This is a genomic window from Actinoallomurus bryophytorum (assembly GCF_006716425.1).
Taxonomy (GTDB): domain Bacteria; phylum Actinomycetota; class Actinomycetes; order Streptosporangiales; family Streptosporangiaceae; genus Actinoallomurus; species Actinoallomurus bryophytorum.
The window spans coordinates 243563-269330 of record NZ_VFOZ01000001.1; the positions used below are offsets into that span (position 1 = coordinate 243563).

A 25768-nucleotide genomic window follows, 5' to 3' on the forward strand; every position below is an offset into this window, starting at 1 on the left:
AAGCCTCGTATCCTTCCCTCCATGGCAAAGAAGTCCCAGGACGGACAGGACGAAAGCCCCGGCCGCCTCAAGCAGATCCGCATGGTCGCCTCGCTCGTCCACAAGGCCAATCCGAAGGCCCTGCCGATGGTCTTCGCCGCGGCGATCGGGACTCTCGTCGTGTTCGTGGTCCTCGGATTGCTGCTGGGCCAGGCACTCCTGCTGATCCCGCTCGGCGTGCTCGCCGCCGTGGCCGTGGGCATGATCGTGTTCGGCCAGCTCGCACAGCGGACGCAGTACTCCATGCTCGAGGGCAGGCCGGGAGCGGCCGCGTCGATCGTGGAGAACATGCGGGGCCGCTGGGTGGTCACGCCGGCCGTGCAGGCCAACCGCAACATGGACGTCGTGCACCGCGTGGTCGGCCATCCGGGCGTGATCCTGCTCGCCGAGGGGCCCGCGTCGCGTGTCGGCAAGCTCATCGGCGCCGAGAAGAAGCGGATCTCCCGCGCCGCCTCCGAGGTGCCGATCTATGACATCCAGGTCGGCAACGACGAGGGTCAGGTGCCGATCGGCAAGCTCCAGCGTCATCTCACCAAGCTGCCGCGCAACCTCAAGAAGGACAAGGTCAGCGAGGTGATCGACCGCCTCAACGCGCTGCCGCAGACGATGCAGATGCCGAAGGGCCCGATCCCCAAGGGCGCCCGCATGCCGAAGGGCCCCAAGCCGCGTACGCGCTAGCCAGCGCTATCGGACGACCACGACCGTGTTCGCCGCACGGTCGTGGAGTCCGCGGTGGTCGCGGTCCCAGATCACGGCGGGCACCACGATCACCAGCAGCACGGTGCGCTCGAACGCCCAGAAGAGCCCGACCCGGCCGCCGTCCGGCCCGGCGACCCGCAGCCCGGCGATCCGTTTGCCGAGGGTCGTCCCGAAGATTCCCGTGGCCAGCCACGCGATGACGCCGAAAACGGCCAGGGTGACGAAGCTGCGGACCATGGGGCTCCAGTGAAGCGCGGCCGACAGCGCCTGCGCGATGAGCAGGGCGACCAGCCAGTCGACGACCAGGGCCGCGAGCCGGCGGCCGTATCCGGCGACCGCGCCCGGCCCCTGCTCGGGAAGGCCCATCCGCTCCCCCGGGTAACCCAGGTCGGCGCCTGCCGCGCGAGCGCCAGAAAGCCACGATCCGGTCGTCCGCCGAGGTCCGCTCATGGCCTCAAAACTATCCGCCGGCCGTGATCATCCGTGCCGGGGGGCCGACAACCGTTACCGTTCGGCACGGCGAGCCCTGGTGGACGCCATGTAACACGTGTGAAACACATGGGACACGGCCTGGAAACGGCTGGCTCGTAGCGTGCTAGACGCCCTGAAAGCACCCCAAGGAGGTTGGATGTTCAGCAGCGCCGGCGAGGTCCTGAATTACATCAAGGACGAAGGGGTGCAGTTCGTCGATGTCAGGTTCACCGACCTGCCGGGCACGACGCAGCACTTCACGTTCCCTGTGGAGAACTTCGGTGAGAACGTGTTCACCGATGGCCTGATGTTCGACGGGTCCTCCATCCGTGGTTTTCAGGAAATCCACGAATCGGACATGCTGTTGCTGCCGGACCCGACGACGGCTGTGATCGATCCGTTCCGCCAGCACAAGACCTTGAACCTCACGTTCTTCGTGCACGACCCGCTGACCGGCGAGGCGTACACCCGTGACCCGCGCAACGTCTCCCGCAAGGCGGAGGACTACCTGCGTGGCACCGGCATCGCGGACACGGCGTTCTTCGGTCCCGAGGCGGAGTTCTACATCTTCGACGACGTGCGCTTCGAGACGAGCCAGCACGAGTCGTACTTCCATATCGACTCCGTCGAGGGCGCCTGGAACACCGGCCGCGCCGAGGACGGCGGCAACCTCGGATACAAGCAGCGCTACAAGGGCGGCTACTTCCCGGTGCCGCCGATGGACCACTTCACCGACCTGCGCTCGGAGATGGTCCGGCAGCTCATCGCGTCGGGCGTCGAGACCGAGATGCAGCACCACGAGGTGGGCACCGCCGGGCAGGCCGAGATCGACATCAAGTTCGACTCGATGTTGAAGATGGCCGACAAGCTGATGCTCTACAAGTACATCGTGAAGAGCGTCGCGCGGCAGGCGGGCAAGACGGTCACGTTCATGCCGAAGCCCATCTTCGGTGACAACGGCTCCGGCATGCACTGCCACCAGTCGCTGTGGAAGGACGGCTCGCCGCTCTTCTACGACGAGGTCGGCTACGCCGGTCTGTCGGACATGGCCCGCTACTACATCGGCGGCCTGCTCAAGCACGCGTCCTCGCTGCTGGCCTTCACGAACCCGACGGTGAACTCCTACCACCGCCTGGTCCCGGGCTATGAGGCACCGGTCAACCTGGTCTACTCCCAGCGCAACCGCTCGGCCTGCGTCCGCATCCCGATCACCGGCTCGAACCCCAAGGCCAAGCGCCTGGAGTTCCGCGTGCCGGACCCGTCGGCCAACCCGTACCTCGCCTTCCCTGCGATGCTGATGGCCGGCCTGGACGGCATCAAGAACAAGATCGAGCCGGCGGAGCCGGTGGACAAGGACCTGTACGAGCTGCCGCCGGAGGAGGCCCGCAGCGTCCCGCAGGTGCCGGGTTCGCTGGACGCGGTGCTCAACTCTCTCGAGGCCGACCACGACTACCTCCTCGAGGGCGGCGTGTTCACGCCGGACCTCATCGAGACGTGGATCGCCTACAAGCGCGAGAACGAGCTGGACCCGATCCGCCTCCGCCCGCACCCGCACGAGTTCGAGATGTACTACGACTGCTGACCCGGAAAGGCGCGCTGACCTCGCAAGATGTCAGCGCGCCTTTCGCGTGTTCCGGCCCTGTTCCGTCCGGGCACTGAGGACCGCATCGACGGCCTCGCGCGTGGACTCGTCCTTGTCGGGCCACAGGTGCCCGTACGTGTCGAGCGTGGTCTTCGCCGAGGCGTGCCGCAGACGGGCCTGGACCACCTTCACGTCGGCGCCCGAGGCGATCAGCAGCGACGCGAAGTAGTGCCGCAAGTCCTGGAAGCGGAAGCCGGCCGGGAGCCCGTCGACCTTCCCGCGCGCCGTACGGAACGCGCGCTCCAGCCTCCACGGCTCCAGCTGGCCGCCGCCCGGTTCGGCGGTGAGCACCGTCGCCGCCGGCCACTCCGCGACGTGCGGCGCGAGATAGTCCGTCGCGAGCGACCTCGAGATCGGCACCGACGCCCGTGACATCTCCGTCTTCAGCGGCTCGGCCGGGAACTGCACGGCCGGATGGACGATCCCACGCATGAAGTCGACGTCCTCGACGTGCAGGCCGCACGCCTCGGCGATCCTCAGGCCCACGAACGCGCCGAGGAGGATCGACGCCTGGTAACGCTCGGGCATGGCCTCGTACAGAGTCCAGATCTGCTCTGTGGTCGCGACGTACGCACGCTGCTTGCCGGCCCCGGGCGACGTGTACCGCGAGCAGGGACTTCGGGGAATGATCCCGTCCCGCACGGCGTCGGACATGATCTGCGAGAGCCGGGAGTGGAGCGCGTAGACGTAGGAGTCTGCGAGCGGCTGCTTCTCCCCCGACCTCAGCGTCCTCCCCTCGGCGCGTAGCCGGGCCGTCCATGAGCGGATCTGCGACGGCCGGACGGCCGACAGCGGGAGCGGGCCGAACTCGGCCTTGATCTGTGCGACGTGCGTACGGGCCTGCCGCACGGTCGACTTCCGCCGCGTCGCGTAGCCCGTGAGCCATGTGTCGCACCACTGCTCGACGGTCGTTCGGGCGACCTTCGGGTCGACGTATACGCCGCGGAGCGTGTCCGCTTCCATCGCCGTGCCGTGCTTCTCGGCGTCGGACTTCTTCTCGAAGGCTCGGCTCGCTTCCTTGCCGTCCGGGCCGATCCAGATCGCAAGCCACCGCTTCGCGTCCTTACTGCCGCCGTTGTCCGGGTGTCGGGAGGTCTTCCGCCGAGGCCTCGAGGTGGTCCACCACAGATCCTTTACGCGCGCCACGGCCTTACTCCTCGGCCTGTAGGTCGCCGAGTCCGCGGCGCTCCAGCTCGGCCAGCCGCGCCTGGCGCTCCGGAGCGCTGTCGACCGGGATCGGCCGGTTGGTGGGCGGCGTCCACTCGAACTCGGGGACCTCGCTGAAGTAGTCGCGTTCGCTCGGCGCCTCGGCCGTGCCGGACAGCGGGTGGTAGCCGCGGATCCATTCGCGCGTCCGGCCGGCTCGGACGTTGGTCGCGGGATACCCGGTGTTGTCATCATCGATCGGCACCAGCAGATGGACCGGAGCGACGTTCAGGGCCAGGGCCAGGACGACCAGCTCGTCAACGGTGACGTCTCGCGTCCGCTGACCGTCCTTCGGGCGTCCCGTCTCGATGTTCGACAGCGTCGCCGCACTGAGGTGCGGCATCCCAAGTTCTGCGCACCGCGTCGCCAGGTCGCGCGCCTTCATGCCCCGCTTGTTGCGGACTTCCTTGACGCGTACCGCCACGATCTCGCTCACCTCGTGATTCAACATATCGTTGAATCTACCAGCCACATTGACAACGGTCTAGCACTACTGGGAACCTACGGGTAGTCAACGTTTCGACGTCTCGACACAACGAATCGTTGAGTAGTGAACGGGAGCCCAGATGGACGAAAAGCACCTGACCCCCGAGGACCTCGCCGAGCGTGTCGGCGTCCCGGTGAAGACGATCTATGGATGGAACTCGCGCGGCGATGGCCCGCGGTACATGAAGATCGGCCGTCACGTGCGCTACAGGCTGGCCGACGTCGTGACGTGGGAGAACTCCCGGTACGCGGGAGCCGCGGCCCGGTGACCACAGACACGAAGGCCCGGTCCCCACGGCAGGGAACCGGGCCAGACGAAGACGATCAGCCGGGCGGGCATCACGCTGACCAGAGCGTACCTCGCCTCGATGACGTTCGCCCGCCAGTGCTGCGGGCCTGGGCCTCGGCCTGCTGGCACCTCGCCGACGTCGGCGTGCGCCCGCTACCACCGCGGTACGTCGAAGCGGCACTTCGACGTCGGGGGTGGTGGCCCCGTGACGAGTGAGCCAGACGGTCCGCTGATCGCCGATATCGACGCCGAGCGCGCGGTGCTCGGCGCGTGCATGACCTCGGCCGCGGCTGTCGAGCGGGCCATCGACGTCCTCGACGGCTCGGACGACTTCGTGCGGCCCGCACACCGGATGATCTGGCGGGCGCTGGTCGACCTCACCGTGACCGGCCGACCGACCGACCCGGTAGTCCTGCGGGACGAACTGCGACGCCGCGGCGAGATCGCGCGTGTGGGCGAGGGCGCCTACCTCGCCGAGCTGTACGCCGTCGCGCCGCCGGGTGTGGAGATCGAGTATCACGCGGGCATCGTCGCCGGACTCGGCACGCGCCGCCGCGCGCTGGAGGTCGTCGAGCACGCCCGGCAGCGGCTGCAGAGCCCAGAGGCGGACGCGGCCGAGGTCGTCACCGACGTCATCGCCGCCCTCGATCTGACTCGACAGGAGCGCGCGGGCGCACTCGGCGGGCCGGAGTTCATCCTCCTCGACGACTTCCTCGCCGTGGAGGATGAGCCGGCGTTCTACCGCGTTGACGGTCTCTGGCCGGTCGGTGGCCGGATCGTGGCCGCCGCACAGTTCAAGGCCGGGAAGACGACCATGCGGGACAACGTCGTGCGGGCCCTGGTCGACAAGGAGGAGTTCCTCGGCGCGTTCAGCGTCACCCCGCCCGAGGGCCGCGTCGTCATCATCGACAACGAGCTCGACGAACGCATGCTCCGCCGCTGGCTCCGCGATCAGGGCATCGTGAACACCCGGCAGGTGGCCGTCCTGTCGCTGCGAGGGAAGGTCGGCACGTTCGACCTACGCGACCGCGCCGGCCGGGCCCGCTGGGCGACGAAGCTCCGCGCCATCGAGGCCAGCGTCGTCATCCTCGATTGCCTCCGCCCCGTCCTCGACGCGCTCGGCCTGAGCGAGGACAAGGACGCCGGACAGTTCCTCGTCGCCTTCGACGCACTCCTCGATGAGGCCGGCGTGTCCGAGGGCCTGGTGAACCACCACATGGGCCACAACGGCGAACGCTCCCGAGGAGACAGCCGCATCCTCGACTGGCCCGACGTCACGTGGCGCCTCGTACGCGAGAAAGGCGAGGACGGCGAGACGCTCGCCGACGCGCGCCGCTACTTCTCCGCGTACGGCCGCGACGTCGACGTACCCGAGGGCCTGCTGACCTACGACCAGCCGCACCGACGCCTCCTGCTCGCCGGCGGCACGCGCCGAGAGACCGCGGCCGATGCCGTGATCCCGGACATCCTCGACTACCTCACCGGGAACCCGGGCGCGTCCGGGCGCGCCGTCGAGTCGGCGCTGAGCCCGCACCCGCATAAGCGGCTCGACGTCCGTACGGCGCTCCGCCGGGCCATCGGACAGGGAAAGGTCGACACGGCGGAGGGTCCTCGACGGGCCATCCTGCACTTCGCCACCACCCCCGAAAACGCCAGTGCGCCGAGTGCGCCGAGTGTGCGCCAGCGCACTAGTGATGAGTGCGCCAGTGCGCCTATAGGGCGCACGGCGCACACACACCCCGAAGAGGGTCAGTGCGCCGCGGCGCACTCAGACGATCAGGGGCCGATCGATGACCCCCGATGACCTCGCTGCGGACGTGGTCGCCGTGGTCGACGCCCGGCTCGCCGAGCGCCTCGCCGAGCACGCCCGACGCCGCGAGGCCGAGCGTGTCGCGCGGGCCCGCCGGAGCGCTGTCCGTGCGGCCGGCCTCCGCCAGCGCCACGCCGCGAAGCTCGCACGCATCCAGAACGAGAGGAACTGATCATGACCATCCACATCACCGTGCCGCGCCTGCCCGCCGGCGCCGCCTCGAACTTCGCCGGCCTCGGCGGCCTGCTCGCCGTCGTCGTCGCCGTGGGCGGCCTGGTCGGCGTCTGGTGGGCCGTCCTCGCCGCCGGGATCGTCACGACCGCCCTGGCGGCCATCGCCCAGATGAACGCCGAGGCCGAGCAGGCCGCACCCGCGCGGCCGTACGCGATGCCCGAACCGGCACAGAGATAGAGGAGAGACCCCATGACCGCTCAAGCGAGCGCGAAAGCCGTCACCGGGACTGGCGCGGTTCAGGCCGGTCCCTGCACGCTCCGCGGCCTGTCGCTGCGGGACACCAGCGGCTCGGGCAACACGGTGAAGATCTACGACAACGCCTCAGCCGCGTCGGGCACCGTGCTGTACGCCTACGCCCTGGGAACGTCCGGAGCCACCACCCCGCCGGTCACGATCGATGGCGGTCTGCGCGCCGTAAACGGCCTGTACCTGTCCACCACCGGTTCGGTCGAAGGGTCGGTGTGGATCGCGTGAACGTCCCCGACACCGCACCCCGACCGCCCGAGGGTCTGCGCGGCGAGGACCTCGCCGAGTGGGCGAAGGCCGACCAGAGCAACGGCCAAGAACGCGCACACGTGCTCTGGCTCACCGTCGCCACCGAGCCCGGGCAGAACCTGCTCGCTACGCGCCTTGCCGATCTCCTCGGCTGGCCCGAGCCCGACGCCTCACCCGAGCGGATCCTCGCGACGGTCGACAAGTCGGCCGCGTTCCCGCCCGGCCGGGTCCTGCACACCGAACGGAACCGGCCCGCGTGGGCGCAGCGACCCGAGCTGATTGCCGCTCTCGAGCAGCGCTGCCAGTCGGCCGGCCCGAACGCCTACACGTCGGCACCCGTCGACCCCGGCCGGATCGACAAGGGCCTGTTCCGGTGACCGTCCGGTGGGCCGCCCTCCGCGGTCGGCGCACCCTCGCAGGACTCGACGCGAACGCGCCGCGCATGGTGCGCGGCGCCCCACGAATGAAGGAGACACCCATGTCCACGCCAGTGCTTCCCGTCCGGCCGGTTCGCCCGCGCATCCCCGCGCCCGAACTCCTCGAACGCGCCGCCGAGTACGGCTTCCCCGTGCGGGACGTGAACGACGTCTGGCTGACCCGCGACGGCGACCTCGTCATCTCCAGCGGCGCCGGCGTCGAGCACATCTGCGTGCCCGAAGACCGGCCGGACGGCGCCGGGCAGCACGGCGTACTGCTGCACCGTGCCGCACCGGGCTACGCCGAACCGCGCGGCTCACGGAAGTTCGTGCCCCGCGACACCGGCCCGGTGAACGAGCCGTGGACCATCGCCGATCTCGAGTGGGCGGGCCGTCAGCTTGTCGCGCCCGCGGCCGAGGGGATCGCGGACGGGTTCGGTGGCTTCCGCTCGTGGCTGTTCGCCGAGGACGACGCGCCCGTACGGGCGTACCGGTTGTGGCAGGAGATCGCCAAGCGGAACCGCGGCGGCATCACGATGGCCGAGGCCGTCGCGAACTTCCCCACCGCCGCGCTGTGCCGCCAGCTCATCGCCGACTCGCGGTGGCTGTCCGTGGACGAAGCGGCCGCGCTGTGACCCCCGAACAGGCTGTGCACGCCCGCGGGATGCGTGCCATGTCCCGCGACGTGGTCGCCGTGCTCGACGTCGCCCAGGTCCTCCTCGAGCGGATCAACGTCGCACTCGCCGCCCCCGACCGGCACGCGATCAACAAGCCGTGCTGGCAGTGGGAGCGCCTCGTGGACGTACGGACCGCGGTGATCGGACTCCTGGACCCCGTCAGTGGCCCGCGCATGATCGCTGAGAACGAGATCGCGGGATGTACGCAGATGCTCATCGCGGCCGGCCTCGAGCTGCCCGCGCCCGAAGAGAGGACCACCACCCATGCCCCGATTCACTGACGAGCAGATCACCGCCATCAGCGAGGCCGCCACCCTGGAAGGACGGGACGCCGCGAGCGCGCTGCTCGCCACCGTCTGCCCAACGCCGGACATCCTCATCGAGGCCCTCGCCGCAGCGAAGGCCGTACGCGCTGGGGAGTCCGTCGACCTCGGCGACGGCGAGTACCTCGCACGCGACCGCGGCACGGCCGGCGGCGCCGTCCTCGGCCGGACGGACGTCGAACGCGACTTCGGCGCATGACCGCACTCGACCGCGTGGCGTGGGGTGAGGTGCTCGGCGACCTGCTGACCGCCTCACCCCGCGAGGTGCGCGCCGCCGCGGCGCGCTGCGTGGCGCGGTCGACGTTCCTCGGCCTCGGCCCGATGACGCTCGCTGTCCTGGCGTTGCAGATGTCACCGGGGACCGTACGGCGCGCCCTGAGCGATCACGCGACGCTCGACGTCGACGGCATCGACCGCACCTTGATATGGCTGCACGAGGCCGCACGGCTCGCCCTAGCTACAGTCCAGCCACCGGCCCCCGCGCGGCCGTTCCCGCCCGGTGTCGTCGCCGACGTCGACCCGGAGCTGTACGGCCTGCCACTGCTCGAGGCCGCCGTCGAGCACGCACGCGCCACCACCGGGCGCCTCGGCGTCTACCTCGCCGACCTCGGCCCGGCCATCTCCGGACGCTGCACGTACCGCGCGCACGTCGACGTCGACGGCCAGCAGGCCGAGGCCATCGTGATCGAGCTGACGGCCGGACACACCACCGGCCAGTGGCTGCACGAGCTCGGCCACGCCCTCGACCCGCGCCGCGACCCGCGCACATCCGAGGAGGCCGAGGCGTACGCCGATCGACTCGCCGAGGGCCTCGGCGCCCTGGCACCACGCGCCTCGTACGGCCTCGTACGGGCACAGGCCGAGGAGACCTACAGCGAGGTACGGGCAGCCTTCCAGCGCCACCGCCACGCCCCCGTCGAGCACGCCCAGGAGGAGGGGGTCATCAGTAGTGACGCCCCCGACAAGGCGGGGGCTGACTGGCCGGCGCCTGGCCTGATGAGCCTGCTCGCCTTCGCCTCGCTGCCCCTGGTCGCCACCTGAGCAGAGGCCGAGGTGCGTCAACCCTGCACACGTCACAGGCAAGGTCGAAGAGACGTCTCATCCTTCTGACGTCAATGATGCGGCCCGCGCACCTCGGCCTCATAGGTCACACACAGTGATAGGCGCGTGAGCGGTGACAATCACTGCACGTGATCGACGTTAGTGCAGGTCAGGGCGTTGCGCGTATCAATGCAGGTCAGGGCATCGGACGTTTGTGCAGGTCAGGGCCGTGAGCATGGCATCGTCGCAGGTCAGGGGCCCCCCATCAAAGTCCATTGGATCATGACAGGTGGGAGACCTCGTCCGTCTCCCTTTTCTCTCCCCGTGGTCCATAACGTTCCGTAACTGGCCGGGAGGGAGCACGCAGCGGAAACTACTTAGAGCCATGTGTAAAAACGGGAGCCAGTGCGCGAGGTCTCCCGCCGTCACTCATATGGACTTCGACCCGGGGGGGCATTATCACTCTGCGTGGGGAGAGTTTTCGGTGCCGTTCGAGTGAGGTGCGCCGCCGTCACGCAGAGGGACATTGGGCCGGGGGGTAACAGCAGAAGGCCGGCCGCCTCCCTGGGGGATGGGAGAGCGGCCGGCCAGTTGTGCCGGGTCAGGCGTTGGCGAACCAGTCCTGCCCGTCGCAGAGTTCGGCGACCTGGACGCAGTTACCGCCGCCCTGCTCGTCGCCGGTACCGCTGTAGCTCGACGTCTTCCATGTCGTCATGCCGTTCCCCTCTCTCTCGTTGTCGCCGCGTCCCGAGGACATTCGCAGCCTCGGGACGCGGCGCCTGGGACCCCGGCACGAGGGGTGAACAACGTGCCGGGGCCGTCTGGGGGGACGAGGCAGGGGCGCGGCTCCTTCCCCAAGGTTTGACCGCGACGCCCCCACCTCATCCGATCAGGGGGGCGGTGGCTTCGGGTCGTCCTCGGGCGCGTCCTCGGCATCGTCGCACTCGGCCTGAGCCTCTTGATAGCGCAGATACATGATCTCCAGCCAGGGTGAGCTCACTGGCCGGCGTCCTCGTCGTCCTCGTCGTCCGGCTCCAGGTCGTCCGGGTCGTGGCGCACAGGCTCGTGGCGCAGCATCTGCATGGCGTGCGTGAACTCCTCGGGAGTCATGGGCTCCCGGCCGCCGGGCCCGCTGTTGGCGATCATCGGACCGCCGCGGCGCTGAGGTCCATGACCCGCTGGGACACCGAACCGTCTTCGTCCCAGATCTCCACCAGGTCGGTCTTGTAGATGCCCTCGGCGCCGGTCGTGTACTCGATCCGGAATGCCGCGCGGAAGCTGGGCGGGTAGTCGCGACCGATCACGTAGCGCTCGGTCTTGCCATCGATGCGGATCTTGTCACCGGGCTGGATGTCCGTCGCGAACGTCGGCACCCATCGACCGGGGAAGGGTTCGGCCATGTCCGCACCGTACGTCTGGTGTGCTACCCCCGTCTACCCCCTGGGGTAGCTATGGTACGTCTGTGCTGGTCACCTAACGTTTTGATCATGAGCATCGACCGGGATGGACCCATCCCGCCGTACCGGCAGATAGCGGGGATTCTGCGCGAGCGCATCGAGTCCGGCGAGATCCCGCCAGGCCGGCGCATCCCGAGTCTGGTCGAGCTGGAGCAGGAGTTCGAGGTGGCGCGGGACACACTCCGCAAGGCCATCCAGGTGCTGAAGGATGAGGGCCTGGTCGAGACCGTCACCGGCATGGGCATCTTCGTCATCGAGCAGTCCGGCAAGAGCTGAGACGCGAACGGGTTCCCTCTCTACTGATGAGGGGAACCCGTTCTGTCGGTGGCGCCTGCTACTCCGAAGACCACGTCCCGTCCTCGATCGCCGTGAGCTCGGCCATGTAGCCGTCGAACTTCTCCGGATCGGACACGGCGAGGCCCTCCAGGTAGACGAAACAGCGTGCGTACCGGGCGACCTGCTCGTCGGTCAGCGACGGTATGGCTCGGAGCTCCCGCCGATAGTCCTCGACGCGCTCCGCGTGCGTCCGGCCGCTCATGACCGCGCCTGCCCGGTGAGTGCGGTCAGGTGCGCGTGTACTTCCTTGGCGCGCGGCTGCCCGATGCGGAGACCAGCCTTCAGCCGGCGGAGGCTCGGGACCTCGCCGCCGGCCAGCTGCTCGCCGAACACGTCCCGAGCGCGGGTCAGGTACGGCTCGATCTCAACGGGTGCGGTGGTCCTCGCCAACGGTTCGCTGCTCAGCGCCACGTACCGGTGGAGCGTGCGCAGGAGCACGAGCAGGCCGACCATCGAGGCGAGCGGCGGTACGGCCGCGGTGGCTTGCGTCGCGAAGTCGTGCACCTCGACGTGTCCCACGTTGAAAACCAGCGAGGCGCACCAGCCGGACGCGGCGACGGCCGCGGGCACGATCAGGTCCAGCCACGACATGAGCGACCGGCGCAACCGGTGCCCATCGATGGCGAGCAGGAACAGGCCGAGTTCACCGACGCCGATGAACAGGTCGACCATCAGCGGGAAGGACTGCGCCTTCCAGCCGTGCAGGCCGTGCTCGGTCGCCCAGCCGTACAGCCCCGCGTAGGACTGCGCGAAGCCGTCCCCGGTGGCGACCAGGACCGCCACGCCCATCAGGGCGACGGTGACCGTACGGGCGATGGTCCGGGCGCTCATCGGACCGCCTCGGCGTCGAGCTCCCGCGCGGCGGCACTCGCCAGGTCGCGGGCGATCTCGTGCGCGTCGTCGAGGAGCGTCTCTCCGAACCGGGCCCGCAGCAGCAGATCGGCGGCGGCGAGCAGATCGTACTCGGCGTGGGTCAGCTGTCCGCGCGCGTCCGCCTTCACGCGGTCGAGGCCGTCGATGGCCGCGCGCGCCCAGGCGGGCACGGCGGTGGCCGGCGCGCTCACAGCTCGCCCTCGGCGAGCATGGCCTGCACGGTGCGCTGGAGCGCCGCGACGCGCTGCATGATGACGTCGCCCGCGGCGGTGTGGGCGTCCCAGTCCGCCCGGATCGCCTCCCACTCGCGGTTGATGTCCGCGACGGTCATCCTCGGCGCCGTGTCGGTGGAGTGCTCGCCGCAGAACGGCACGTCACCGTGGTCCGCGGTGACGTAGGCGATGACGGCCAGCCGGCCGCAGCTGCAGGTCTCGCCGGGGCGCGCCGTGCGTTCGCCGCCCGCCGGCGGGGTGATGTTCGTAGACTCGGGTGCCATGGGGTTCGGCCTCTCGCCAGGTTGGATCCCTAGGCCCCGTCCGGTGCTCGAACACCGGGTGGGGCCGCTTACTTGCAATGGCAGATAATCACGTTGCGCTATGCCCGTCAAGGCTTTTGGGCTAGCATTCCTGCCATGGCAGAAAAGAAGCCTCGCGGCCGACCGGCCACCGGTCAGACGCCGAACCGTACAGTGCGCGTACCGGATGAGGTCTGGGACGACGCGAAGGCGAAGGCCGAGGCCGAGGGCAAGAACGTCAGCGACGTCGTCAACGACTGCCTTCGGCGCTACCTCCGCAAGAAATGATCTCGATCCCTGTTCCGTCTCCGTTCCGCCGGACGCTGAGTAGAGCCGGGAAACGATGGGAAACGTTGGGAAGTAAAGCGCCTGTTCACGAGGCGTATTGCGGGACTCTCCGCAGGTCGCGGCGCCCCCGTGTGGAGTTCGAGATGTACTACGACTGCTGATCGAAGCCCGTCCAGGGCACATCTGGACGTGTGAGGCCACCGGCCCTGCCCCTTCCGGGCGGGGCCGGTGGCCTTTCGCATGGACGGCCGGCTCCTACTCTCCGTGGACGACCCTGCCGGACGCCTCGCCCAGGGGACCCCACGCCGCCGCCGCGACCGAGAGCATGGCCGCGCAGGCGATCCAGTACGGCGCGGTGACGCCCAGGCTCTGGGCGAGCACACCGCCCAGGAGCAGCCCGAGCGTGGCACCGCCCGCCTCGAGCAGCGTCTGGACACCGGCGACCCTGCCGAGCAGCCGGTCGGGCACGGCCCGCTGACGCAACGTCGTCACGATCACTCCCCAGACCATCGTGTGCACCCCGAAGACGACGAGGATCGCCGCGGCGAGCCAGGGCTTCCTCGTGACCGCGAGTGTCAGGTGGGTGAGCGCCTCGACGAACAGCCCCGCGCGGAGCACCGAGGTGGTGCCGAACCACCTCTGGAGACGGCCGGCGACGAACGTACCGGTCAGGCCTCCCACCGCGAAGGTGGTGAGCAGAAGGCCGTAACCGACGCCCGACAGACCCAGCCGCTCGCGCGCGTACAGGACGAAGACCGCGAAGGCTCCGCAGAAGGCGACGTTCGCGATCCCCATCGACAGTGCCAGGCAGCGCAGGAGCCGCCTCGACCACAACCAGCGGACGCCCTCGGCGATGTCGCCGCGCAGGGTCCCGCGCGACCGTGGCTCGGCCGGGACGGACCGCATCCCGGCCACCAGTACGCTCGCCGCCACGAACGAGACGGCGTCCACGCCGAACGGCAGCGCCGCCGCGCCGGCGAAAAGCCAGGCGCCCAGTGGCTTGGCGACGAACTGGTTGCCGACCGTGAAGGTGGCCATCAGCCGGGCGTTGGCCGCCGCGAGACTGCCGGGCGCCACGATGGCCGGTAACCGGGCGACGGCGGCCGTGTCGGCGATCGTCTCGCAGGCGCCGAGCAGGAAGAACACGGCGTAGACGAGAAGGATGCCCACCGTCCCCGTCGCCACGGCGGCACACAGCCCGGCGAGCGCGGCGGCACGGACGACGTCGATGACGACGATCAGCCGCCGCCGGTCGAGGCGATCCGCCAGGACGCCGCCGACGAGTGAGAACAGCAGCCAGGACAGCGACTGGACGAACGCCGCGCCGGCGACGAGCACGGGGTCACGGGTGAGAGAGGCGACGAGCAGCGGGCCGGCGACCACGGTGACGCCATCGCCGACGTTGGAGACGGCCGAGGCCGTCCAGAGCCTGGTGAAGTCCGCGCCGAGACGCGCGGACGCCCGCGTACGCAAGGGGAGCTCCTCGGAGAAGTGCGGTCATGGGGGACCGCCTCGAGGGCGAGGAGCCGTGGGAGAGAGCCGCGCGGACGGCGGCTCAGAGCTCGGCCGGCTCCCGCGTCGAGGCGAGGACCCTGACCATGCCGAGGCGCATGCGGACTCCTGTCTTCCGACCGGCTACACCGGTGACGGTACGTGGCCTCCGGGTGACGGGACAACACCATTTTCGGCCCGCATAGCACGCGATCATTTATGGATGATCATCCCCCGGCCCTAGGAAGGGGATGCGAGCTGACATACCGTCCCTACCATGGACACGCCGCTGATACTGCTCGACGTGGACGGTGTTCTCAACCCCCTGCAGCGCTCCCCCGGGTATCAGCGCTACCGGGCGACGCCCAACGGCATCACGTACCGGCTCCTGCTCAACCCCCGGCACGGACCATTGCTGACCGGGCTTGCGGAGGCGACGGGCGCGGAGCTGATCTGGGCCAGCTACTGGACCGACACGGCCAACGACTGGATCGGGCCCCGCGTCGGGCTGCCCATCCTGCGGTCGGTCCCCATCCCCCCGCGGGACCCCCGGTACACCTACGGGGGGTGGAAGGCCCGCCACGTCGCCGAATGGGTCGGCGAACGACCCTTCGTCTGGCTCGAGGACGAACCGGACGTGAGCGACGCGCTCGCCGCCGGGCCGGAGCTCGGCCCGCACCTCATCGTGCCGGTCGATCCCCAGGAGGGGCTGACCGACCTCCACGTGGAGCAGGCGCGCGACTGGCTGGAACAACTCCGATAGCGGCATGGTTACGGGCATCGGGTCGACACAAGGGAGTGATCATGACTTCGGTCCGGGTTGAACGCACGGACGACGGGGGCTTCGTCGCCCGGAACGGCCGTGGCGCCGAGGTCGCCATCGGCGGCGCGAGCGACGACGGCGTCTTCAGCCCGGTGGAGCTCCTGCTGGCCGCCCTCGGCGGCTGCGAGATCGTGACGGTCGAGCCGCTGACCGCCGACCGCGGCCACCGGCTCGTGAAGCTCGCGGCCACGGTCGAGGCCGAGAAGGTCGCGCCCACCCGGCTCGGCACGATCACGGTCACCTACGACGTCGAACTCCCCCCGGGCGATGACGACGCCGCCAAGGTCTTCACCGACGTCGCCCACCGCGTACACGAGAAGCACTGCACGGTCGGGCGAGCGCTGCGCGAGGTGACGGCCACCGAGCAGGTGCTGCCGTAGCCGCACCGTCCTGAGGCCGCGGTCCCGCCTCTGCCTGCCCGCCGAGCGGCCCGGGTCTCCGCCACGTGTTTCCAGCGATGGCGACCGGCGACCGGGCGGGCGTGGACTTCGGGGCCGCCGGGACGCCTCGGTCCTCGTGGGCGGCCCTCACGGCCCGGATGACCGCATCCGCGCCGGAACCCGGACTACTTACCGCCGACGGCGTCTCGTGGACCGCCCTGGCCCACGAGAGCACCGCCGCGGCACGCGCCACGGCCGCCGGACGGGACCGCGGCCGGACGCCAGAGCGTCAACGACGGCCTCCGGGCGCACCCCACTCACCGACGGCGGCGTCAACCTTGAGTACGCCGGCCGAGTCGCGGCCGGACCATTGCGGAGTCGGTGCGCCTCACCTGGGTGTACGACTCTCCGGCACTGTCGATCAATCGGATTGTCCTCGTTGACCATTCGGGCCATCCGGGCATCCGTATCCACCCTGAGGACTAGGGCTCGTACTCATATGGGCCGAGTCACAGACCATTCCTGTAGGTGATCACAAACGCAGAGGGTTCCTACAGGATTTAGAGCATGGCCCAGCTTGCCGCACCATGCCCGGTCCGCCCGGCGCCGTACCATCCGCCCCGCGAGGCGTCGTGGTCTCCACGGCTCTGGTGGGAGATCGCCCTCATCGCCGTCTTCTACGGTGCGTACACGCTCGTGCGCGTACTGATACCCCACGACGAGGCCGCGGCATACGTCCACGCCGGTCAGGTTCTGCGGTTCGAGCACGCACTGGGCCCGAACGTCGAGCTGAGCCTCAACCACGCCCTCCTGCGCGTTCCCGCACTCGCCAAGGTCGCCAACATCTACTACGCGACCGCGCACTTCGCCGTCACGCTGCTGGTTCTCGTATGGCTGTACCGGCGGCGGCCGGTGCACTACCGCTGGCTGCGCACGTCCCTGCTCGTCGCCACGGCCATCGCGCTGGTGGGGTTCTGGTTCTACCCGCTCGCTCCGCCGCGGTTCATCGGCGGGGCGGGGTTCGTCGACCCGGTGACGGCGTTCCACAGTTTCGGCCTGTACTCCTCGCCGCAGGCGGGGTCTCTCACCAACCAGTTCGCCGCGATGCCCTCGATGCACGCCGGGTGGGCGATCTGGTGTGCGGTGGCGGTGATCGTGAGCACCCGGCGGCCATTGATCATGGCAATCGCGGCCCTTTACCCAATCGTCACAATCACCGTGATCTTCTCAACCGCCAATCATTACCTGCTTGACGCCGTGGCAGGCGTCGCTGTGATGGCGTTCGCCCTGTTCGTAGGCCTTATCCTCCATCTGCGGGAGAACCGGCCAAGTCCAGCGAAGGATCACGAAGTGACAAACAAGACAACTATTGTCGAGAGCCTCGGCCGCTCGATCTGACACCATGGAGATCATGTCGAGTTCGGCCGTAGCGCCAGTCGCCACGGGCGACGTGATGGAGGCGCCAGGGGACCAGCCGGCCGGGAAACGTCCTCGGCTCTACCGCGAGATCCTCCTCATCGCCCTGTGTTACAGCGCGTACTCTCTCGTACGCAACCTCGTGCCCACCACGCACACGCGGGCGCTGCGGTTCGGTCACCAGATCCTCGATTTCGAGCGGTTCCTGCACCTGGACCCCGAGCGGTGGATCAACCATCTGTTCATCCAGGTCCACTGGCTCGGCGTCGCCGGCAACTACTACTATTCGACGCTGCACTTCGTCGTCACGCCCGGCGTCCTCGCCTGGCTGTACCTCCGGCACCAGGACCGCTACGTCTTCTACCGGCGGCTGATCTTCGCGACGACCGTGCTGGCGCTGATCGGGTTCTGGCTGCTCCCCCTCGCACCCCCACGGATGCTGCCCGGTTTCGTGGACACCGTCCTGGCGTTCCACACCGAGGGCCTGTACGCCTCGGGCGCCTCACCGATCGGCTCGGTGTCGAACCAGTACGCCGCGATGCCGTCCCTCCACACGGGCTGGGCCCTGTGGTGCGCGATCGCCGTCGCCGACGTCGTACGCCCCCGCTGGGCGAAGGTCCTCGCCTTCTGCTACCCGGCCGCGACCATCATCGCCATCCTGGGCACGGCCAACCACTACTTCCTGGATGCCGTGGGCGGAGCGATCACCTTGGGCCTCGGCTACCTGGCCACCCGCGGCGTACGGCTGGTGATCCCCCGGCTCGGCCCGGTCGCCCGCGTCTTCTCCCGCGACTGACCCGCGGGACGCACCCGCGGCCACGCCCCGGCCCGTATGGCAGGCCACACGCCGTAAGCCGTTACCGCCCACCCCGCAGCCGGTGCCGACCCTCGTATCCGTCACCGCCCCGGGCCGCCCTCCGGCCTTCGGCCATTCCGTGCGCCATAGGCGCATCCCTTTCCCTCCACCCGCGCCGGAAATATCACTCTTAACGCACCCTTCCCGGATGCCGAGAACACCCCGCGCCGATCGATCACCGTCGGTCACAATCGACATAACGGCGACCGAAACCCGGCGCTTGAAACGACCGCCGAAGACCACGCGCCGGTCCGCCATTACCGCAGGCCACCCCCCATTGATCGTGATTGTCCATCAACGTCCGGGCCTGTATCGTACGAGCCCGAAACCCGTGACACGCAGGAGTGCTCGAAGCGCGCCCGCATGAACACGGCCAACGGAAGTCAATAACGCCCCATTTGACCAATATCGAAGCGAATCCCCACCGTCGCCCCCAGAAGCCGGATCGCCGTACGACAAACGCAGCCTGGAGTTCAGTCGTGCATGATCTAGATTTCCGCATACTCGGTCCGCTCGAGGTCACCGTCAATGCGCGGCGCGTTCCCGTGGCGGCGGGCAAACAGCGCGTCCTCCTCGCCACGCTGCTGCTCAGCGCCAACCGCACCGTGCCGATCGAGGAGCTGTCCGAGCGCCTGTGGGGCACGGACCCGCCCCGGGGCCCGCGCGGCGCGCTGCACACCTACGTCACCCGCCTGCGGCAGACCCTCGACCGGCACGGCGACGGCGAGACGGGCCCGATCCGCACCTCGGCGGCCGGCTACGGCATCGAGGTCGCCGCGGGCGCACTCGACCTCATCCGCTTCCGCGAGATGGTCGGCCGGGCCCGTACGGCCGGGGAGCGCGGCGACCTCGCGGCGGAGTCGGCGGGCCTCACCGAGGCGCTCTCGCTGTGGCGCGGCCCGATACTCCCCGACGTGCGCTCGGACTCCCTGCACCGCGACGTCGTGCCCAGTCTGATCGAGGAGCACCTGCGGACCCTCGAACGGCGCCACGAGGTCGACCTGGCGCTCGGCCGGCACGACCGGCTCGTCTGCGAGCTGCGCGCCCTGACCGGCAAGCACCCCTTCCACGAACGCTTCTGGAAGCAGCTGATGGTCGCGCTGTACCGCTGCGGACGGCCCGCCGAGGCGCTCGAGGCGTACGGCGAGGTGACCGCGTCCCTGCGCCGCAGGCTCGGCGTATGCCCCGGCCCCGAAGTACGCGATCTGCACACCGCGATCCTGCGCGACGACCCTCGCCTTTCGTCCACGCGACCTGAAGGCAAACTGTAAGCGCTCTGAAAGAACCCCTTTCTACGTTGGGAACCGCCAACGAAGGAAAGGGCACGCATGAGCCAGCGGAGCGAGCGGATCAACAAACACAGCGCCCTGGTCACTCCTCCGACGAAGGAGGGCGCATGAGCGAGCGAAGCGAGCGAACCAACAAACACAGCGCCCTGGTCACTCCTCCGACGAAGGAGGGCACATGAGCGCGAAAGGACCGACGATCTACCCGGGCGTGGACGCGATCCGGCGGGTTCAGCAATTGATGATCTTCTGCTCTCTAATACCACCGGACGGGAAGCTGCGCGAGGTCCTTTCCCTCGCCCTCTCCCTGCACGAGGAGCCCGTTCTCTCACGGGTCACCCCGATGTCCGATACCCAGCCTCATGCCGCAAAGGCATGGCTTGAAGCCATCTGGCTTGAAAACGGGCTGTCCGCCGAGGAAAAGGAGCTGGTCCGCTGGCAGAACGACAGTGAAAACATGGCGGCCGCCATCGCCGAGCTGCGGAACGCCGAAGGGCAGCTCGGCATGAGGCTCGTCGCCGAGACCACCCCATAGACCGACATTCACGTGGAGGCTTCAATGTCCGAGACCCTGACACTCCAGGCCGTGGTCGACGGTGAGTTCCGTACCGAGCTGCTGGCCGACCCGGCCGCGTTCGGTCTGTCCGTCTCCGACCTGCCCGCTCCCGTCGAACAGCCGGACCAGGAGGCCCTGGGCTTCTGGACCGAGGGCGTCGCCGCGATGGAGATCTACGCCTGCCAGACCAGTTGCAGCTGGGGTCCGATCACGGCGGTCTGCGACGGCACCACCAAGTAGACCGGCACCCGGGGCCCACCCCCCGGACGCCGACGGTGGGCCGGCGGCCACCGGCCCACCGTCCCCTCGCTACCGCAGGAGCGCCTTCTCTCCATGAGCGACCATTCCTTCCTCGATCTCGCCGCCCGCGCCGCCAACCTGTCCGAACGCACCCGGATCGTCGCCTCCCTGCGCGCCGCGGGCACGACGGTCGCGCCCGGCGTGCTCCCGCCGTTCGACGTGTGGAAGATCGACCGGCTGGCGGCCAGGCTCGCGCGGAAAGAGGCCATGCGGCGGACCGGTCCCGGCGGCCACACCACGGACCACATCGCGAGCGTGCTGACCGCCTACCGGCACCACGAGCTCGTCCTCAGCGACGCGAGCGAGGAGACCAGGGCCGTCTTCGCCGACGTCCACGACTCGTGGCTGCCGGCCTACCAGGCCGCCCTGCGCCATCTCGACCGCCCGGCCGCGCCCGACGTGAGCTGGCGCCACTCCGAGGCCTACTACGGCCGGCTGGCCATCGCGTGCGAGCCGTTCCTGACCGAGCTCGGCCGCCGGCTCGACGTCGCGCGCGCGAGCCACCAAGGCCGGATCGGCCCCCAGGTCATCGAGGACTTCCAGCGTCACCTGCTGGACAGGTTCGAGCTGTCACTGGCCTGGGCCGTCGAGGCCGACGCCAACACCCACTGCGCACGTACCGGCATCGACAGGGACGACGCGACGCGTGAGGAATACCTCGCCTACCTCGACACGACCTTCGCCGACGCCGCCGCCTACCACCGCTTCTATCTGAGGTTCCCGGTCCTCGGGCGCTGGCTCGCCGAGGTCACGTCCCTCCTCGCCGTCTTCGGCCGCGAGCTGATCGACCGTTTCGCCGCCGACCGCGCCGACATCGGCCGGGCGCTCCTGGGCGAGGACATCACGGCCTTCCTGTCGGTGCGCCTCGGGCTGTCCGACCACCACGCGGGGGCACGGAGCGTCGCCATCGCCGAGGTGGGACTGGCCGACGGCGGCACCGGGTCGTTCGTGTACAAGTCCCGCTGCATCCGGTCCGAGGCCGCCATGCAGGAGCTGCTCGGCCGGCTGCGCGACGACGGCGTCCTCGGCTTCGCGCCCCGGCCGGTGCTGCCGCGCCAGGCGTACGGCTACGAGGCGCTGATCCCGGCCGGCCGCAACCATCTGAGCACGCGGGAGGAGGTCGAACGCGTCTACGCCGAGCTCGGCGGCTATCTCGGCGTCTTCTACGTGCTGGGCGGCGGCGACCTGCACTTCGAGAACATCCTGATCGCGGACGGGCACGCCTTCGTGTGCGACTGCGAGACCGCTCTCGGCGTGCTCCCGCGCGGTCAGGCACGCCCGGCCGGCACCCTGCTCGACTCGGTCTTCAAGACGGGGCTGCTGGAGTGGCCGCGCACCACGACGTCGGCGACCGAGATGCGGATCAGCGGGTACGCCGGAGGCGAGGCGTACGACATGCCGACCGCCGTACCCCGTGTCAACGAACACCGGTTCAGCTTCCGCGCGTCCGTCACCCACCACTCGGGCGTACGCGTCGAGCCCGCCGGGTCCAACCGCGTCTTCCTCGGCGACCGGCTGATGCGGCCACAGGACTTCACCGACGCCATCATGGACGGCTTCGGCCGTGTCTACGCGTGGTTCGAGGAGCGGCCCGACGAGGCGGCGCGCGACGTGGGCGAGATCTTCTCCGGGGCCTCGGCGCGGTTCATCAACTGGGGCACCCAGATCTACGCGCAGCTGCTCCTCTCCGCCCGTCACCCCAAGTGCCTGGTCGACCCGCTGGAGGTCGACCTGCTGGTGAGCACCGTACGCACGTTCCCGCGCACCTGGGACACCGACGGCACGCTCGCCGAGCGCGAGCTGGACTCGATGTGGCGGCTCGACGTACCCATCTTCACCGCGGGGGCCGGTGACCGTCAGCTGGTGCACGACCACGCCGTACGCCTGCCGTCCTATCTCGAGGTCTCTCCCATCGAGGGCGCGGCGCAGCGCATCGGACGTCTCTCCCGCGCCAACCGCGCCCAGCAGAGCCAGTACATCGCCGCCAGCCTGTCCTCCGGCGAGGTCGCCAGCCCGGCGTTCGTCACCGCCTCGATCGAGTACGCCACCCGGATCGGGGAGCGGCTGTGCCGGATGCTCCGCGATCCGTCGGCGCCCGCGCCCTGGACCTCGTACGGGCTCACCGGCGACGGCATGGCCGAGGTCGACGTCGACGGTGACCTCTACCACGGGTCGGCGGGCATCGCCCTGTTCCTCGCCTACCTCAACGACCTGGTGCCGCGCCCGGAGTTCCGCCGGGCCGCCGGGCGTGCCCTGTCCCACGCGGTCACGCACACCGACCGGCGGCGAGCCGGAGCGTTCCAGGGGCTCGGCGGGCTGATCTACGTGCTCACGCACCTGCATCACCTGTGGGAGGACCGCGGGCTGCTCGAGCTGGCGGTGCGGCTGAGCCACGAGCTGCCGGGGCCGATCGAGGCGGACACGCACTTCGACGTGCTCAGCGGCGCCGCCGGCCTCATCCCGGTGCTGCTGGGCCTCGGCCGCCAGACCAACGGCCAGAGCCTCGAACACGCCTGCCGCTGCGCGGACCTCCTGCTGCGCCACGCCGTCGAGGACGGCGACACGCTGAGCTGGCCGCCGGCCGATCCCGGCGAGGCGACCGCGAACCTCACCGGCTTCTCCCACGGCGCGGGCGGCATCGGGTGGGCACTGATCCAGCTCGGGGCCGCGATCGACGACCCGGCCTACGTCGACGCCGGACGGCGCGCCTTCACCTACGAGGCCCGTCACTTCGACGAGCCCCGGCAGGACTGGTACGACCTGCGCACCAGCCCCGGCGGTGGCGCGCGCGACGGCCGCCACTTCGCCAACGCCTGGTGCAACGGCGCGGCCGGCATCGGGCTGAGCCGCATCGCGAGCTGGGCGACGCTCGGCCGCGACGACGAGCTGCTGTTACGCGAGGCCCACCAGGCGCTCGCCGCCACGATGCGGGGCTTCCCCCGGCTGATGAACGACACGCTGTGCCACGGCCGTACCGGCAACGCCGAGCTGTTCCTGCGGTTCGCCGTGCTGCGGGACGAGCCGGCGTTCCGGCTCGAGGCGAACGTCCAGGTGCAGGACCAGTGGCGGCATCTGGACGACGCCGAACACGGGGTCGGCGACGGTGGTTTCTTCCCGGGACTGATGCTCGGGATGTCCGGCTTCGGCATGCACTTCCTGCGCCTGGCCCGCCCCGACCGGGTCCCGTCCGTGCTGCTCCTCGATCCCGCCCCCAGCCGACAATGACAAGGAGACACCGATGTCCGTCGAGTCCAGCCGGGCCTTCCTGCGGATCGTCTACGACTCACCGGAGCTGAACCAGCAGCTGAAGGCCGTCACCGGCACCCAGGAGATCGTGCGGCTCGGGCTGCGCTACGGATACACCTTCGACGTGCCCGAGCTGATGGAGGCGTCGTCGTCCTTCACCACGGCGCCGGGCCGGGCACCGAAGGCGGCGCGGCGTACGGTGCCGCCGCCCCCGGAGTCCGGGCCGCTCCATCACGAATACCGGCTGGACGACCTGCCGGGACTCAAAGGCATGATCGACCAGCTCCCCCACCTCAAGATCAAACCGCCCTCGGTCGATCCGGCCCGGTTCTCGGGGTCCTTCCGCGAGGAGGACCTGCGGTCCACCTCGATGTCCCCGGCGGACCCGGCGTTCCAGGCGTGGCACGAGGCGATGACGAAGGCCCACTGGCGCGACCCGGCCCTGGGCTCGTCCGCGCCCCGGCGCGACTTCCACCTGGTCAACCTGGACGAGCACGTCGACCATCCCGGCTACGACCGTTACCTCGAGGCCAAGCACCGCATGATCCGCACGCTCGAGGAGTTCTTCGGCTCCGAGGTCCGGTTCTCGGGCAGCCTCTGGTATCCCCCGTCGAGCTACCGGCTGTGGCACACCAACGAGACCCAGCCGGGCTGGCGGATGTACGTCATCGACTTCGACGAGGAGCCCGCCGGCACGTCCTTCTTCCGCTACATGGACCCGCGTACGGAGGAGATCGTGACGCTGGACGAACGCCCGCGGATGGTCCGCTTCTTCAAGGCCGAGCAGGATCCCGGCAAGCTGTTCTGGCACTGCATCGTGAACCCCACGCAGCAGCACCGGTGGAGCTTCGGCTTCGTCGTCCCGGAGGACTGGATGACCGCGATCACGCGGCAGATGTGAGGGACGGACGTGTTCGGGCTCAGGCAGCGTCCCGCGATCCCGCCGGCGTCCCCTTCCCCGCTCCGGGCATCCCGGCGATCCTGGCCGCCGGCGTCCGCAAGTCCTATCCGGGCGTGGAGGCCGTACGCGGCATCGACCTGACCGTCGCCCAGGGTGAGACGTTCGGCTTCCTCGGCCCGAACGGCGCGGGCAAGACCACCACCATCGCGATGCTGTGCACGCTGGCCATGCCCACGGCCGGCCGGATCGAGATCGCCGGCCACGACACGCGGACCGCACCCGGGCGCGTACGCCGCAGCCTCGGCCTGGTCTTCCAGGAGACCACCCTCGACGGCGACCTGACCGCCGAGGAGAACCTCCGCTTCCACGCCGACCTGTACGCCCTGCCCAAGGCGACGCTGCCGGCACGTGTCGACGCGATGCTGGACCTCGTCGACCTGACGGCCCGCCGCGACTCACTGGTCCGCACGTTCTCCGGTGGCATGCGCCGGCGCCTGGAGATCGCCCGCGGCCTGCTGCACCGCCCGAGAGTGCTGTTCCTGGACGAACCCACCATCGGCCTGGACCCGCGGGCACGCGCCCAGCTGTGGACCCACCTGACCGAGATCCGCGAACGCGAGGCGACCACGCTGTTCCTGACCACGCACTACCTCGAGGAGGCCGAACGCTGCGACCGCGTCGCCATCATCGACGACGGCCGCATCGTGGCCCAGGGCACGCCCGCCGCGCTGAAGTCGGTGCTGGGCGCCGACCGGGTCGAGCTCCGCACCGGCGACGACACCGCGGCCGCCGCGGCACTACGCGCCGGGTTCGGCGTGCACGCCGTCGCGGGCCCCGGCGGAGTCCACGTCCAGGCCGAGGACGGCGCACGGCTGGTCCCCCGCCTGTGCGCGGGCCTGGACGTACCCGTGTACGCGGTGACGGTCACCCGTCCGACCCTCGACGACGTGTTCCTCCACCACACAGGCCACCGCATCCGCGACGTACCTCGGGAGCCCACCCGTGACCACCCGCGACCGCCCGACCCCGGCCCCTGACCGCCGCGCCGGACGCCATGAGCGACACCCCGTCGTCCCGGACCCACGCCGCCCAGCATTCGAAGATCGCCGCGGCGAGGCCTCGGCCGGACGCCGCGAAGCCGGACAGGGATTCGTCAGGCGAGCCTGCGGCCCATCGCATCGCGGGGCCCCGGCGCCGCGGCCCGGACGGCACGCACG

35 protein-coding genes are annotated in these 25768 nt (G+C 69.8%); 24 read left to right on the top strand and 11 right to left on the bottom strand.

Annotated elements, in window-relative coordinates; translation table 11 throughout:
• Positions 1–21 precede the first annotated feature (21 nt).
• Entirely contained in the window at positions 22–717 is a 696-nt protein-coding gene (locus FB559_RS01185) for a DUF4191 domain-containing protein (RefSeq protein WP_141952322.1), read from the top strand.
• A 6-nt stretch (positions 718–723) separates the two neighbouring features.
• Here the strand turns inward: FB559_RS01185 and FB559_RS01190 are convergent, their stop codons facing one another.
• Positions 724–1188 carry an RDD family protein gene (locus FB559_RS01190; protein WP_141952324.1) on the bottom strand — a complete coding sequence of 155 codons (465 nt, stop codon included), beginning with the start codon at positions 1186–1188 and terminating at the stop codon, positions 724–726.
• A gap of 178 nt (positions 1189–1366) precedes the next feature.
• Between FB559_RS01190 and glnA the strand changes: the two genes are divergently transcribed.
• A complete protein-coding gene (gene glnA / locus FB559_RS01195; RefSeq protein WP_141952327.1) occupies positions 1367–2791 on the top strand; it encodes a type I glutamate--ammonia ligase in 1425 nt (474 codons plus the stop codon).
• A 30-nt stretch (positions 2792–2821) separates the two neighbouring features.
• On the opposite strand, the gene FB559_RS01200 is transcribed toward glnA, so the two are convergent.
• Both FB559_RS01200 and FB559_RS44450 read right to left on the bottom strand, forming a co-directional pair.
• Positions 2822–3997, bottom strand: a complete 1176-nt coding sequence (locus FB559_RS01200; RefSeq protein WP_221639853.1) for a site-specific integrase — start codon at positions 3995–3997, stop codon at positions 2822–2824.
• Positions 3998–4001: 4 nt separating this feature from the next.
• Entirely contained in the window at positions 4002–4508 is a 507-nt protein-coding gene (locus tag FB559_RS44450) for a helix-turn-helix domain-containing protein (protein ID WP_141952329.1), read from the bottom strand.
• A 115-nt stretch (positions 4509–4623) separates the two neighbouring features.
• Between FB559_RS44450 and FB559_RS01210 the strand changes: the two genes are divergently transcribed.
• From FB559_RS01210 to FB559_RS01255, 10 genes are all read left to right on the top strand, one after another.
• Positions 4624–4812 (top strand): helix-turn-helix transcriptional regulator, encoded by a 189-nt coding sequence (locus FB559_RS01210; protein WP_141952331.1) that lies wholly within the window; start codon positions 4624–4626, stop codon positions 4810–4812.
• Between the two features lie 225 nt (positions 4813–5037).
• On the top strand, positions 5038–6636 hold the full coding sequence (locus FB559_RS01215; RefSeq protein WP_185791992.1) for a DnaB-like helicase N-terminal domain-containing protein: 1599 nt from the start codon (positions 5038–5040) through the stop codon (positions 6634–6636).
• Complete coding sequence (locus FB559_RS01220) at positions 6623–6814, top strand: hypothetical protein (RefSeq protein WP_141952335.1); 192 nt, start codon at positions 6623–6625, stop codon at positions 6812–6814. The genes FB559_RS01215 and FB559_RS01220 overlap by 14 nt, the downstream gene beginning before the upstream one ends.
• Positions 6815–6816: 2 nt before the next feature.
• A complete protein-coding gene (locus tag FB559_RS01225; protein WP_141952338.1) occupies positions 6817–7053 on the top strand; it encodes a hypothetical protein in 237 nt (78 codons plus the stop codon).
• A gap of 12 nt (positions 7054–7065) precedes the next feature.
• Positions 7066–7350: a hypothetical protein gene (locus FB559_RS01230; RefSeq protein ID WP_141952340.1), complete on the top strand. Its 285-nt coding sequence runs from the start codon at positions 7066–7068 to the stop codon at positions 7348–7350.
• Positions 7347–7748, top strand: a complete 402-nt coding sequence (locus tag FB559_RS01235) for a hypothetical protein (protein WP_141952342.1) — start codon at positions 7347–7349, stop codon at positions 7746–7748. Before FB559_RS01230 ends, FB559_RS01235 begins: the two co-directional genes overlap by 4 nt.
• Before the next feature lie 101 nt (positions 7749–7849).
• Positions 7850–8422, top strand: a complete 573-nt coding sequence (locus FB559_RS01240) for a hypothetical protein (RefSeq protein ID WP_141952345.1) — start codon at positions 7850–7852, stop codon at positions 8420–8422.
• 38 nt (positions 8423–8460) lie between these two features.
• Positions 8461–8745, top strand: a complete 285-nt coding sequence (locus FB559_RS01245; RefSeq protein ID WP_141952347.1) for a hypothetical protein — start codon at positions 8461–8463, stop codon at positions 8743–8745.
• Complete coding sequence (locus FB559_RS43560) at positions 8729–8986, top strand: hypothetical protein (protein WP_185791993.1); 258 nt, start codon at positions 8729–8731, stop codon at positions 8984–8986. Before FB559_RS01245 ends, FB559_RS43560 begins: the two co-directional genes overlap by 17 nt.
• Entirely contained in the window at positions 8983–9828 is an 846-nt protein-coding gene (locus FB559_RS01255) for a hypothetical protein (RefSeq protein ID WP_141952349.1), read from the top strand. Before FB559_RS43560 ends, FB559_RS01255 begins: the two co-directional genes overlap by 4 nt.
• A 601-nt stretch (positions 9829–10429) precedes the next feature.
• Here the strand turns inward: FB559_RS01255 and FB559_RS01260 are convergent.
• From FB559_RS01260 to FB559_RS01265, 3 genes are all read right to left on the bottom strand, one after another.
• Positions 10430–10543 (bottom strand): DUF397 domain-containing protein, encoded by a 114-nt coding sequence (locus FB559_RS01260; protein WP_185791994.1) that lies wholly within the window; start codon positions 10541–10543, stop codon positions 10430–10432.
• 281 nt (positions 10544–10824) lie between these two features.
• Positions 10825–10974 (bottom strand): hypothetical protein, encoded by a 150-nt coding sequence (locus tag FB559_RS43565; protein ID WP_185791995.1) that lies wholly within the window; start codon positions 10972–10974, stop codon positions 10825–10827.
• A complete protein-coding gene (locus FB559_RS01265; protein ID WP_141952351.1) occupies positions 10971–11228 on the bottom strand; it encodes a hypothetical protein in 258 nt (85 codons plus the stop codon). Before FB559_RS01265 ends, FB559_RS43565 begins: the two co-directional genes overlap by 4 nt.
• A gap of 87 nt (positions 11229–11315) precedes the next feature.
• On the opposite strand from FB559_RS01265, the gene FB559_RS01270 reads away from it, so the two are divergent.
• Complete coding sequence (locus FB559_RS01270; RefSeq protein WP_141952353.1) at positions 11316–11561, top strand: GntR family transcriptional regulator; 246 nt, start codon at positions 11316–11318, stop codon at positions 11559–11561.
• 58 nt (positions 11562–11619) lie between these two features.
• Here the strand turns inward: FB559_RS01270 and FB559_RS01275 are convergent, their stop codons facing one another.
• Genes FB559_RS01275 through FB559_RS01290 form a run of 4 tightly spaced genes read right to left on the bottom strand, consistent with a single transcriptional unit; the run spans position 11620 to position 12990 of the window.
• Positions 11620–11823, bottom strand: coding sequence for a hypothetical protein (locus FB559_RS01275; protein WP_141952355.1), 204 nt, complete (start codon positions 11821–11823; stop codon positions 11620–11622).
• Complete coding sequence (locus tag FB559_RS01280; RefSeq protein WP_141952358.1) at positions 11820–12452, bottom strand: DUF2637 domain-containing protein; 633 nt, start codon at positions 12450–12452, stop codon at positions 11820–11822. The genes FB559_RS01275 and FB559_RS01280 overlap by 4 nt, the downstream gene beginning before the upstream one ends.
• Entirely contained in the window at positions 12449–12685 is a 237-nt protein-coding gene (locus tag FB559_RS01285) for a hypothetical protein (protein ID WP_141952360.1), read from the bottom strand. The genes FB559_RS01280 and FB559_RS01285 overlap by 4 nt, the downstream gene beginning before the upstream one ends.
• Positions 12682–12990, bottom strand: a complete 309-nt coding sequence (locus FB559_RS01290; RefSeq protein WP_141952362.1) for a hypothetical protein — start codon at positions 12988–12990, stop codon at positions 12682–12684. Before FB559_RS01290 ends, FB559_RS01285 begins: the two co-directional genes overlap by 4 nt.
• Before the next feature lie 135 nt (positions 12991–13125).
• On the opposite strand from FB559_RS01290, the gene FB559_RS43570 reads away from it, so the two are divergent.
• Positions 13126–13296, top strand: coding sequence for a hypothetical protein (locus FB559_RS43570; RefSeq protein WP_185791996.1), 171 nt, complete (start codon positions 13126–13128; stop codon positions 13294–13296).
• A 255-nt stretch (positions 13297–13551) separates the two neighbouring features.
• Here FB559_RS43570 and FB559_RS01295 read toward each other — a convergent pair whose 3' ends face one another.
• Positions 13552–14769: an MFS transporter gene (locus tag FB559_RS01295; protein WP_141952364.1), complete on the bottom strand. Its 1218-nt coding sequence runs from the start codon at positions 14767–14769 to the stop codon at positions 13552–13554.
• A gap of 295 nt (positions 14770–15064) precedes the next feature.
• On the opposite strand from FB559_RS01295, the gene FB559_RS01300 reads away from it, so the two are divergent.
• The 10 genes from FB559_RS01300 (at position 15065) to FB559_RS01345 (ending at position 25588) form a co-directional block, all read left to right on the top strand.
• Positions 15065–15550, top strand: a complete 486-nt coding sequence (locus tag FB559_RS01300) for an HAD domain-containing protein (protein WP_141952366.1) — start codon at positions 15065–15067, stop codon at positions 15548–15550.
• A gap of 41 nt (positions 15551–15591) precedes the next feature.
• The gene (locus FB559_RS01305) at positions 15592–15990 is read left to right on the top strand and encodes an OsmC family protein (protein WP_141952368.1); all 399 of its coding nucleotides are present in this window, start codon (positions 15592–15594) and stop codon (positions 15988–15990) included.
• Positions 15991–16557: 567 nt separating this feature from the next.
• A complete protein-coding gene (locus FB559_RS01310; RefSeq protein WP_141952371.1) occupies positions 16558–17388 on the top strand; it encodes a phosphatase PAP2 family protein in 831 nt (276 codons plus the stop codon).
• Between the two features lie 13 nt (positions 17389–17401).
• A complete protein-coding gene (locus FB559_RS01315; RefSeq protein WP_246121292.1) occupies positions 17402–18202 on the top strand; it encodes a phosphatase PAP2 family protein in 801 nt (266 codons plus the stop codon).
• A 539-nt stretch (positions 18203–18741) separates the two neighbouring features.
• Positions 18742–19533 (top strand): AfsR/SARP family transcriptional regulator, encoded by a 792-nt coding sequence (locus FB559_RS01320; protein ID WP_185791997.1) that lies wholly within the window; start codon positions 18742–18744, stop codon positions 19531–19533.
• A gap of 193 nt (positions 19534–19726) precedes the next feature.
• A complete protein-coding gene (locus FB559_RS01325; protein WP_141952376.1) occupies positions 19727–20083 on the top strand; it encodes a DurN family substrate-assisted peptide maturase in 357 nt (118 codons plus the stop codon).
• Between the two features lie 24 nt (positions 20084–20107).
• The gene (locus tag FB559_RS01330; RefSeq protein ID WP_141952378.1) at positions 20108–20344 is read left to right on the top strand and encodes a cinnamycin family lantibiotic; all 237 of its coding nucleotides are present in this window, start codon (positions 20108–20110) and stop codon (positions 20342–20344) included.
• Positions 20345–20437: 93 nt separating this feature from the next.
• A complete protein-coding gene (locus FB559_RS01335; protein ID WP_141952380.1) occupies positions 20438–23629 on the top strand; it encodes a type 2 lanthipeptide synthetase LanM family protein in 3192 nt (1063 codons plus the stop codon).
• Positions 23630–23642: 13 nt separating this feature from the next.
• Entirely contained in the window at positions 23643–24551 is a 909-nt protein-coding gene (locus FB559_RS01340; protein ID WP_141952383.1) for a Nif11-like leader peptide family natural product precursor, read from the top strand.
• A 68-nt stretch (positions 24552–24619) separates the two neighbouring features.
• Entirely contained in the window at positions 24620–25588 is a 969-nt protein-coding gene (locus tag FB559_RS01345; protein WP_141961440.1) for an ABC transporter ATP-binding protein, read from the top strand.
• Positions 25589–25768 lie beyond the last annotated feature (180 nt).

What these genes read in the sequence shown, in the direction of transcription:
- FB559_RS01315 (WP_246121292.1), top strand. Translation starts at nt 17,402, where the DNA reads ATGTCGAGTTCGGCCGTAGCGCCAGTCGCCACGGGCGACGTGATGGAG.
- FB559_RS01245 (WP_141952347.1), top strand. Translation starts at nt 8,461, where the DNA reads ATGTCCCGCGACGTGGTCGCCGTGCTCGACGTCGCCCAGGTCCTCCTC.
- FB559_RS01240 (WP_141952345.1), top strand. Translation starts at nt 7,850, where the DNA reads ATGTCCACGCCAGTGCTTCCCGTCCGGCCGGTTCGCCCGCGCATCCCC.
- FB559_RS01290 (WP_141952362.1), bottom strand. Translation starts at nt 12,990, where the DNA reads ATGGCACCCGAGTCTACGAACATCACCCCGCCGGCGGGCGGCGAACGC.
- FB559_RS44450 (WP_141952329.1), bottom strand. Translation starts at nt 4,508, where the DNA reads ATGTTGAATCACGAGGTGAGCGAGATCGTGGCGGTACGCGTCAAGGAA.
- FB559_RS01280 (WP_141952358.1), bottom strand. Translation starts at nt 12,452, where the DNA reads ATGAGCGCCCGGACCATCGCCCGTACGGTCACCGTCGCCCTGATGGGC.
- FB559_RS01255 (WP_141952349.1), top strand. Translation starts at nt 8,983, where the DNA reads ATGACCGCACTCGACCGCGTGGCGTGGGGTGAGGTGCTCGGCGACCTG.
- FB559_RS01275 (WP_141952355.1), bottom strand. Translation starts at nt 11,823, where the DNA reads ATGAGCGGCCGGACGCACGCGGAGCGCGTCGAGGACTATCGGCGGGAG.
- FB559_RS01220 (WP_141952335.1), top strand. Translation starts at nt 6,623, where the DNA reads ATGACCCCCGATGACCTCGCTGCGGACGTGGTCGCCGTGGTCGACGCC.
- FB559_RS01270 (WP_141952353.1), top strand. Translation starts at nt 11,316, where the DNA reads ATGAGCATCGACCGGGATGGACCCATCCCGCCGTACCGGCAGATAGCG.
- FB559_RS01310 (WP_141952371.1), top strand. Translation starts at nt 16,558, where the DNA reads ATGGCCCAGCTTGCCGCACCATGCCCGGTCCGCCCGGCGCCGTACCAT.
- FB559_RS01330 (WP_141952378.1), top strand. Translation starts at nt 20,108, where the DNA reads ATGTCCGAGACCCTGACACTCCAGGCCGTGGTCGACGGTGAGTTCCGT.
- FB559_RS43570 (WP_185791996.1), top strand. Translation starts at nt 13,126, where the DNA reads ATGGCAGAAAAGAAGCCTCGCGGCCGACCGGCCACCGGTCAGACGCCG.
- FB559_RS01185 (WP_141952322.1), top strand. Translation starts at nt 22, where the DNA reads ATGGCAAAGAAGTCCCAGGACGGACAGGACGAAAGCCCCGGCCGCCTC.
- FB559_RS01300 (WP_141952366.1), top strand. Translation starts at nt 15,065, where the DNA reads ATGGACACGCCGCTGATACTGCTCGACGTGGACGGTGTTCTCAACCCC.
- FB559_RS01325 (WP_141952376.1), top strand. Translation starts at nt 19,727, where the DNA reads ATGAGCGCGAAAGGACCGACGATCTACCCGGGCGTGGACGCGATCCGG.
- FB559_RS01210 (WP_141952331.1), top strand. Translation starts at nt 4,624, where the DNA reads ATGGACGAAAAGCACCTGACCCCCGAGGACCTCGCCGAGCGTGTCGGC.
- FB559_RS01265 (WP_141952351.1), bottom strand. Translation starts at nt 11,228, where the DNA reads ATGGCCGAACCCTTCCCCGGTCGATGGGTGCCGACGTTCGCGACGGAC.
- FB559_RS01190 (WP_141952324.1), bottom strand. Translation starts at nt 1,188, where the DNA reads ATGAGCGGACCTCGGCGGACGACCGGATCGTGGCTTTCTGGCGCTCGC.
- FB559_RS01340 (WP_141952383.1), top strand. Translation starts at nt 23,643, where the DNA reads ATGTCCGTCGAGTCCAGCCGGGCCTTCCTGCGGATCGTCTACGACTCA.
- FB559_RS01260 (WP_185791994.1), bottom strand. Translation starts at nt 10,543, where the DNA reads ATGACGACATGGAAGACGTCGAGCTACAGCGGTACCGGCGACGAGCAG.
- FB559_RS01225 (WP_141952338.1), top strand. Translation starts at nt 6,817, where the DNA reads ATGACCATCCACATCACCGTGCCGCGCCTGCCCGCCGGCGCCGCCTCG.
- glnA (WP_141952327.1), top strand. Translation starts at nt 1,367, where the DNA reads ATGTTCAGCAGCGCCGGCGAGGTCCTGAATTACATCAAGGACGAAGGG.
- FB559_RS43560 (WP_185791993.1), top strand. Translation starts at nt 8,729, where the DNA reads ATGCCCCGATTCACTGACGAGCAGATCACCGCCATCAGCGAGGCCGCC.
- FB559_RS01230 (WP_141952340.1), top strand. Translation starts at nt 7,066, where the DNA reads ATGACCGCTCAAGCGAGCGCGAAAGCCGTCACCGGGACTGGCGCGGTT.
- FB559_RS01335 (WP_141952380.1), top strand. Translation starts at nt 20,438, where the DNA reads ATGAGCGACCATTCCTTCCTCGATCTCGCCGCCCGCGCCGCCAACCTG.
- FB559_RS43565 (WP_185791995.1), bottom strand. Translation starts at nt 10,974, where the DNA reads ATGATCGCCAACAGCGGGCCCGGCGGCCGGGAGCCCATGACTCCCGAG.
- FB559_RS01305 (WP_141952368.1), top strand. Translation starts at nt 15,592, where the DNA reads ATGACTTCGGTCCGGGTTGAACGCACGGACGACGGGGGCTTCGTCGCC.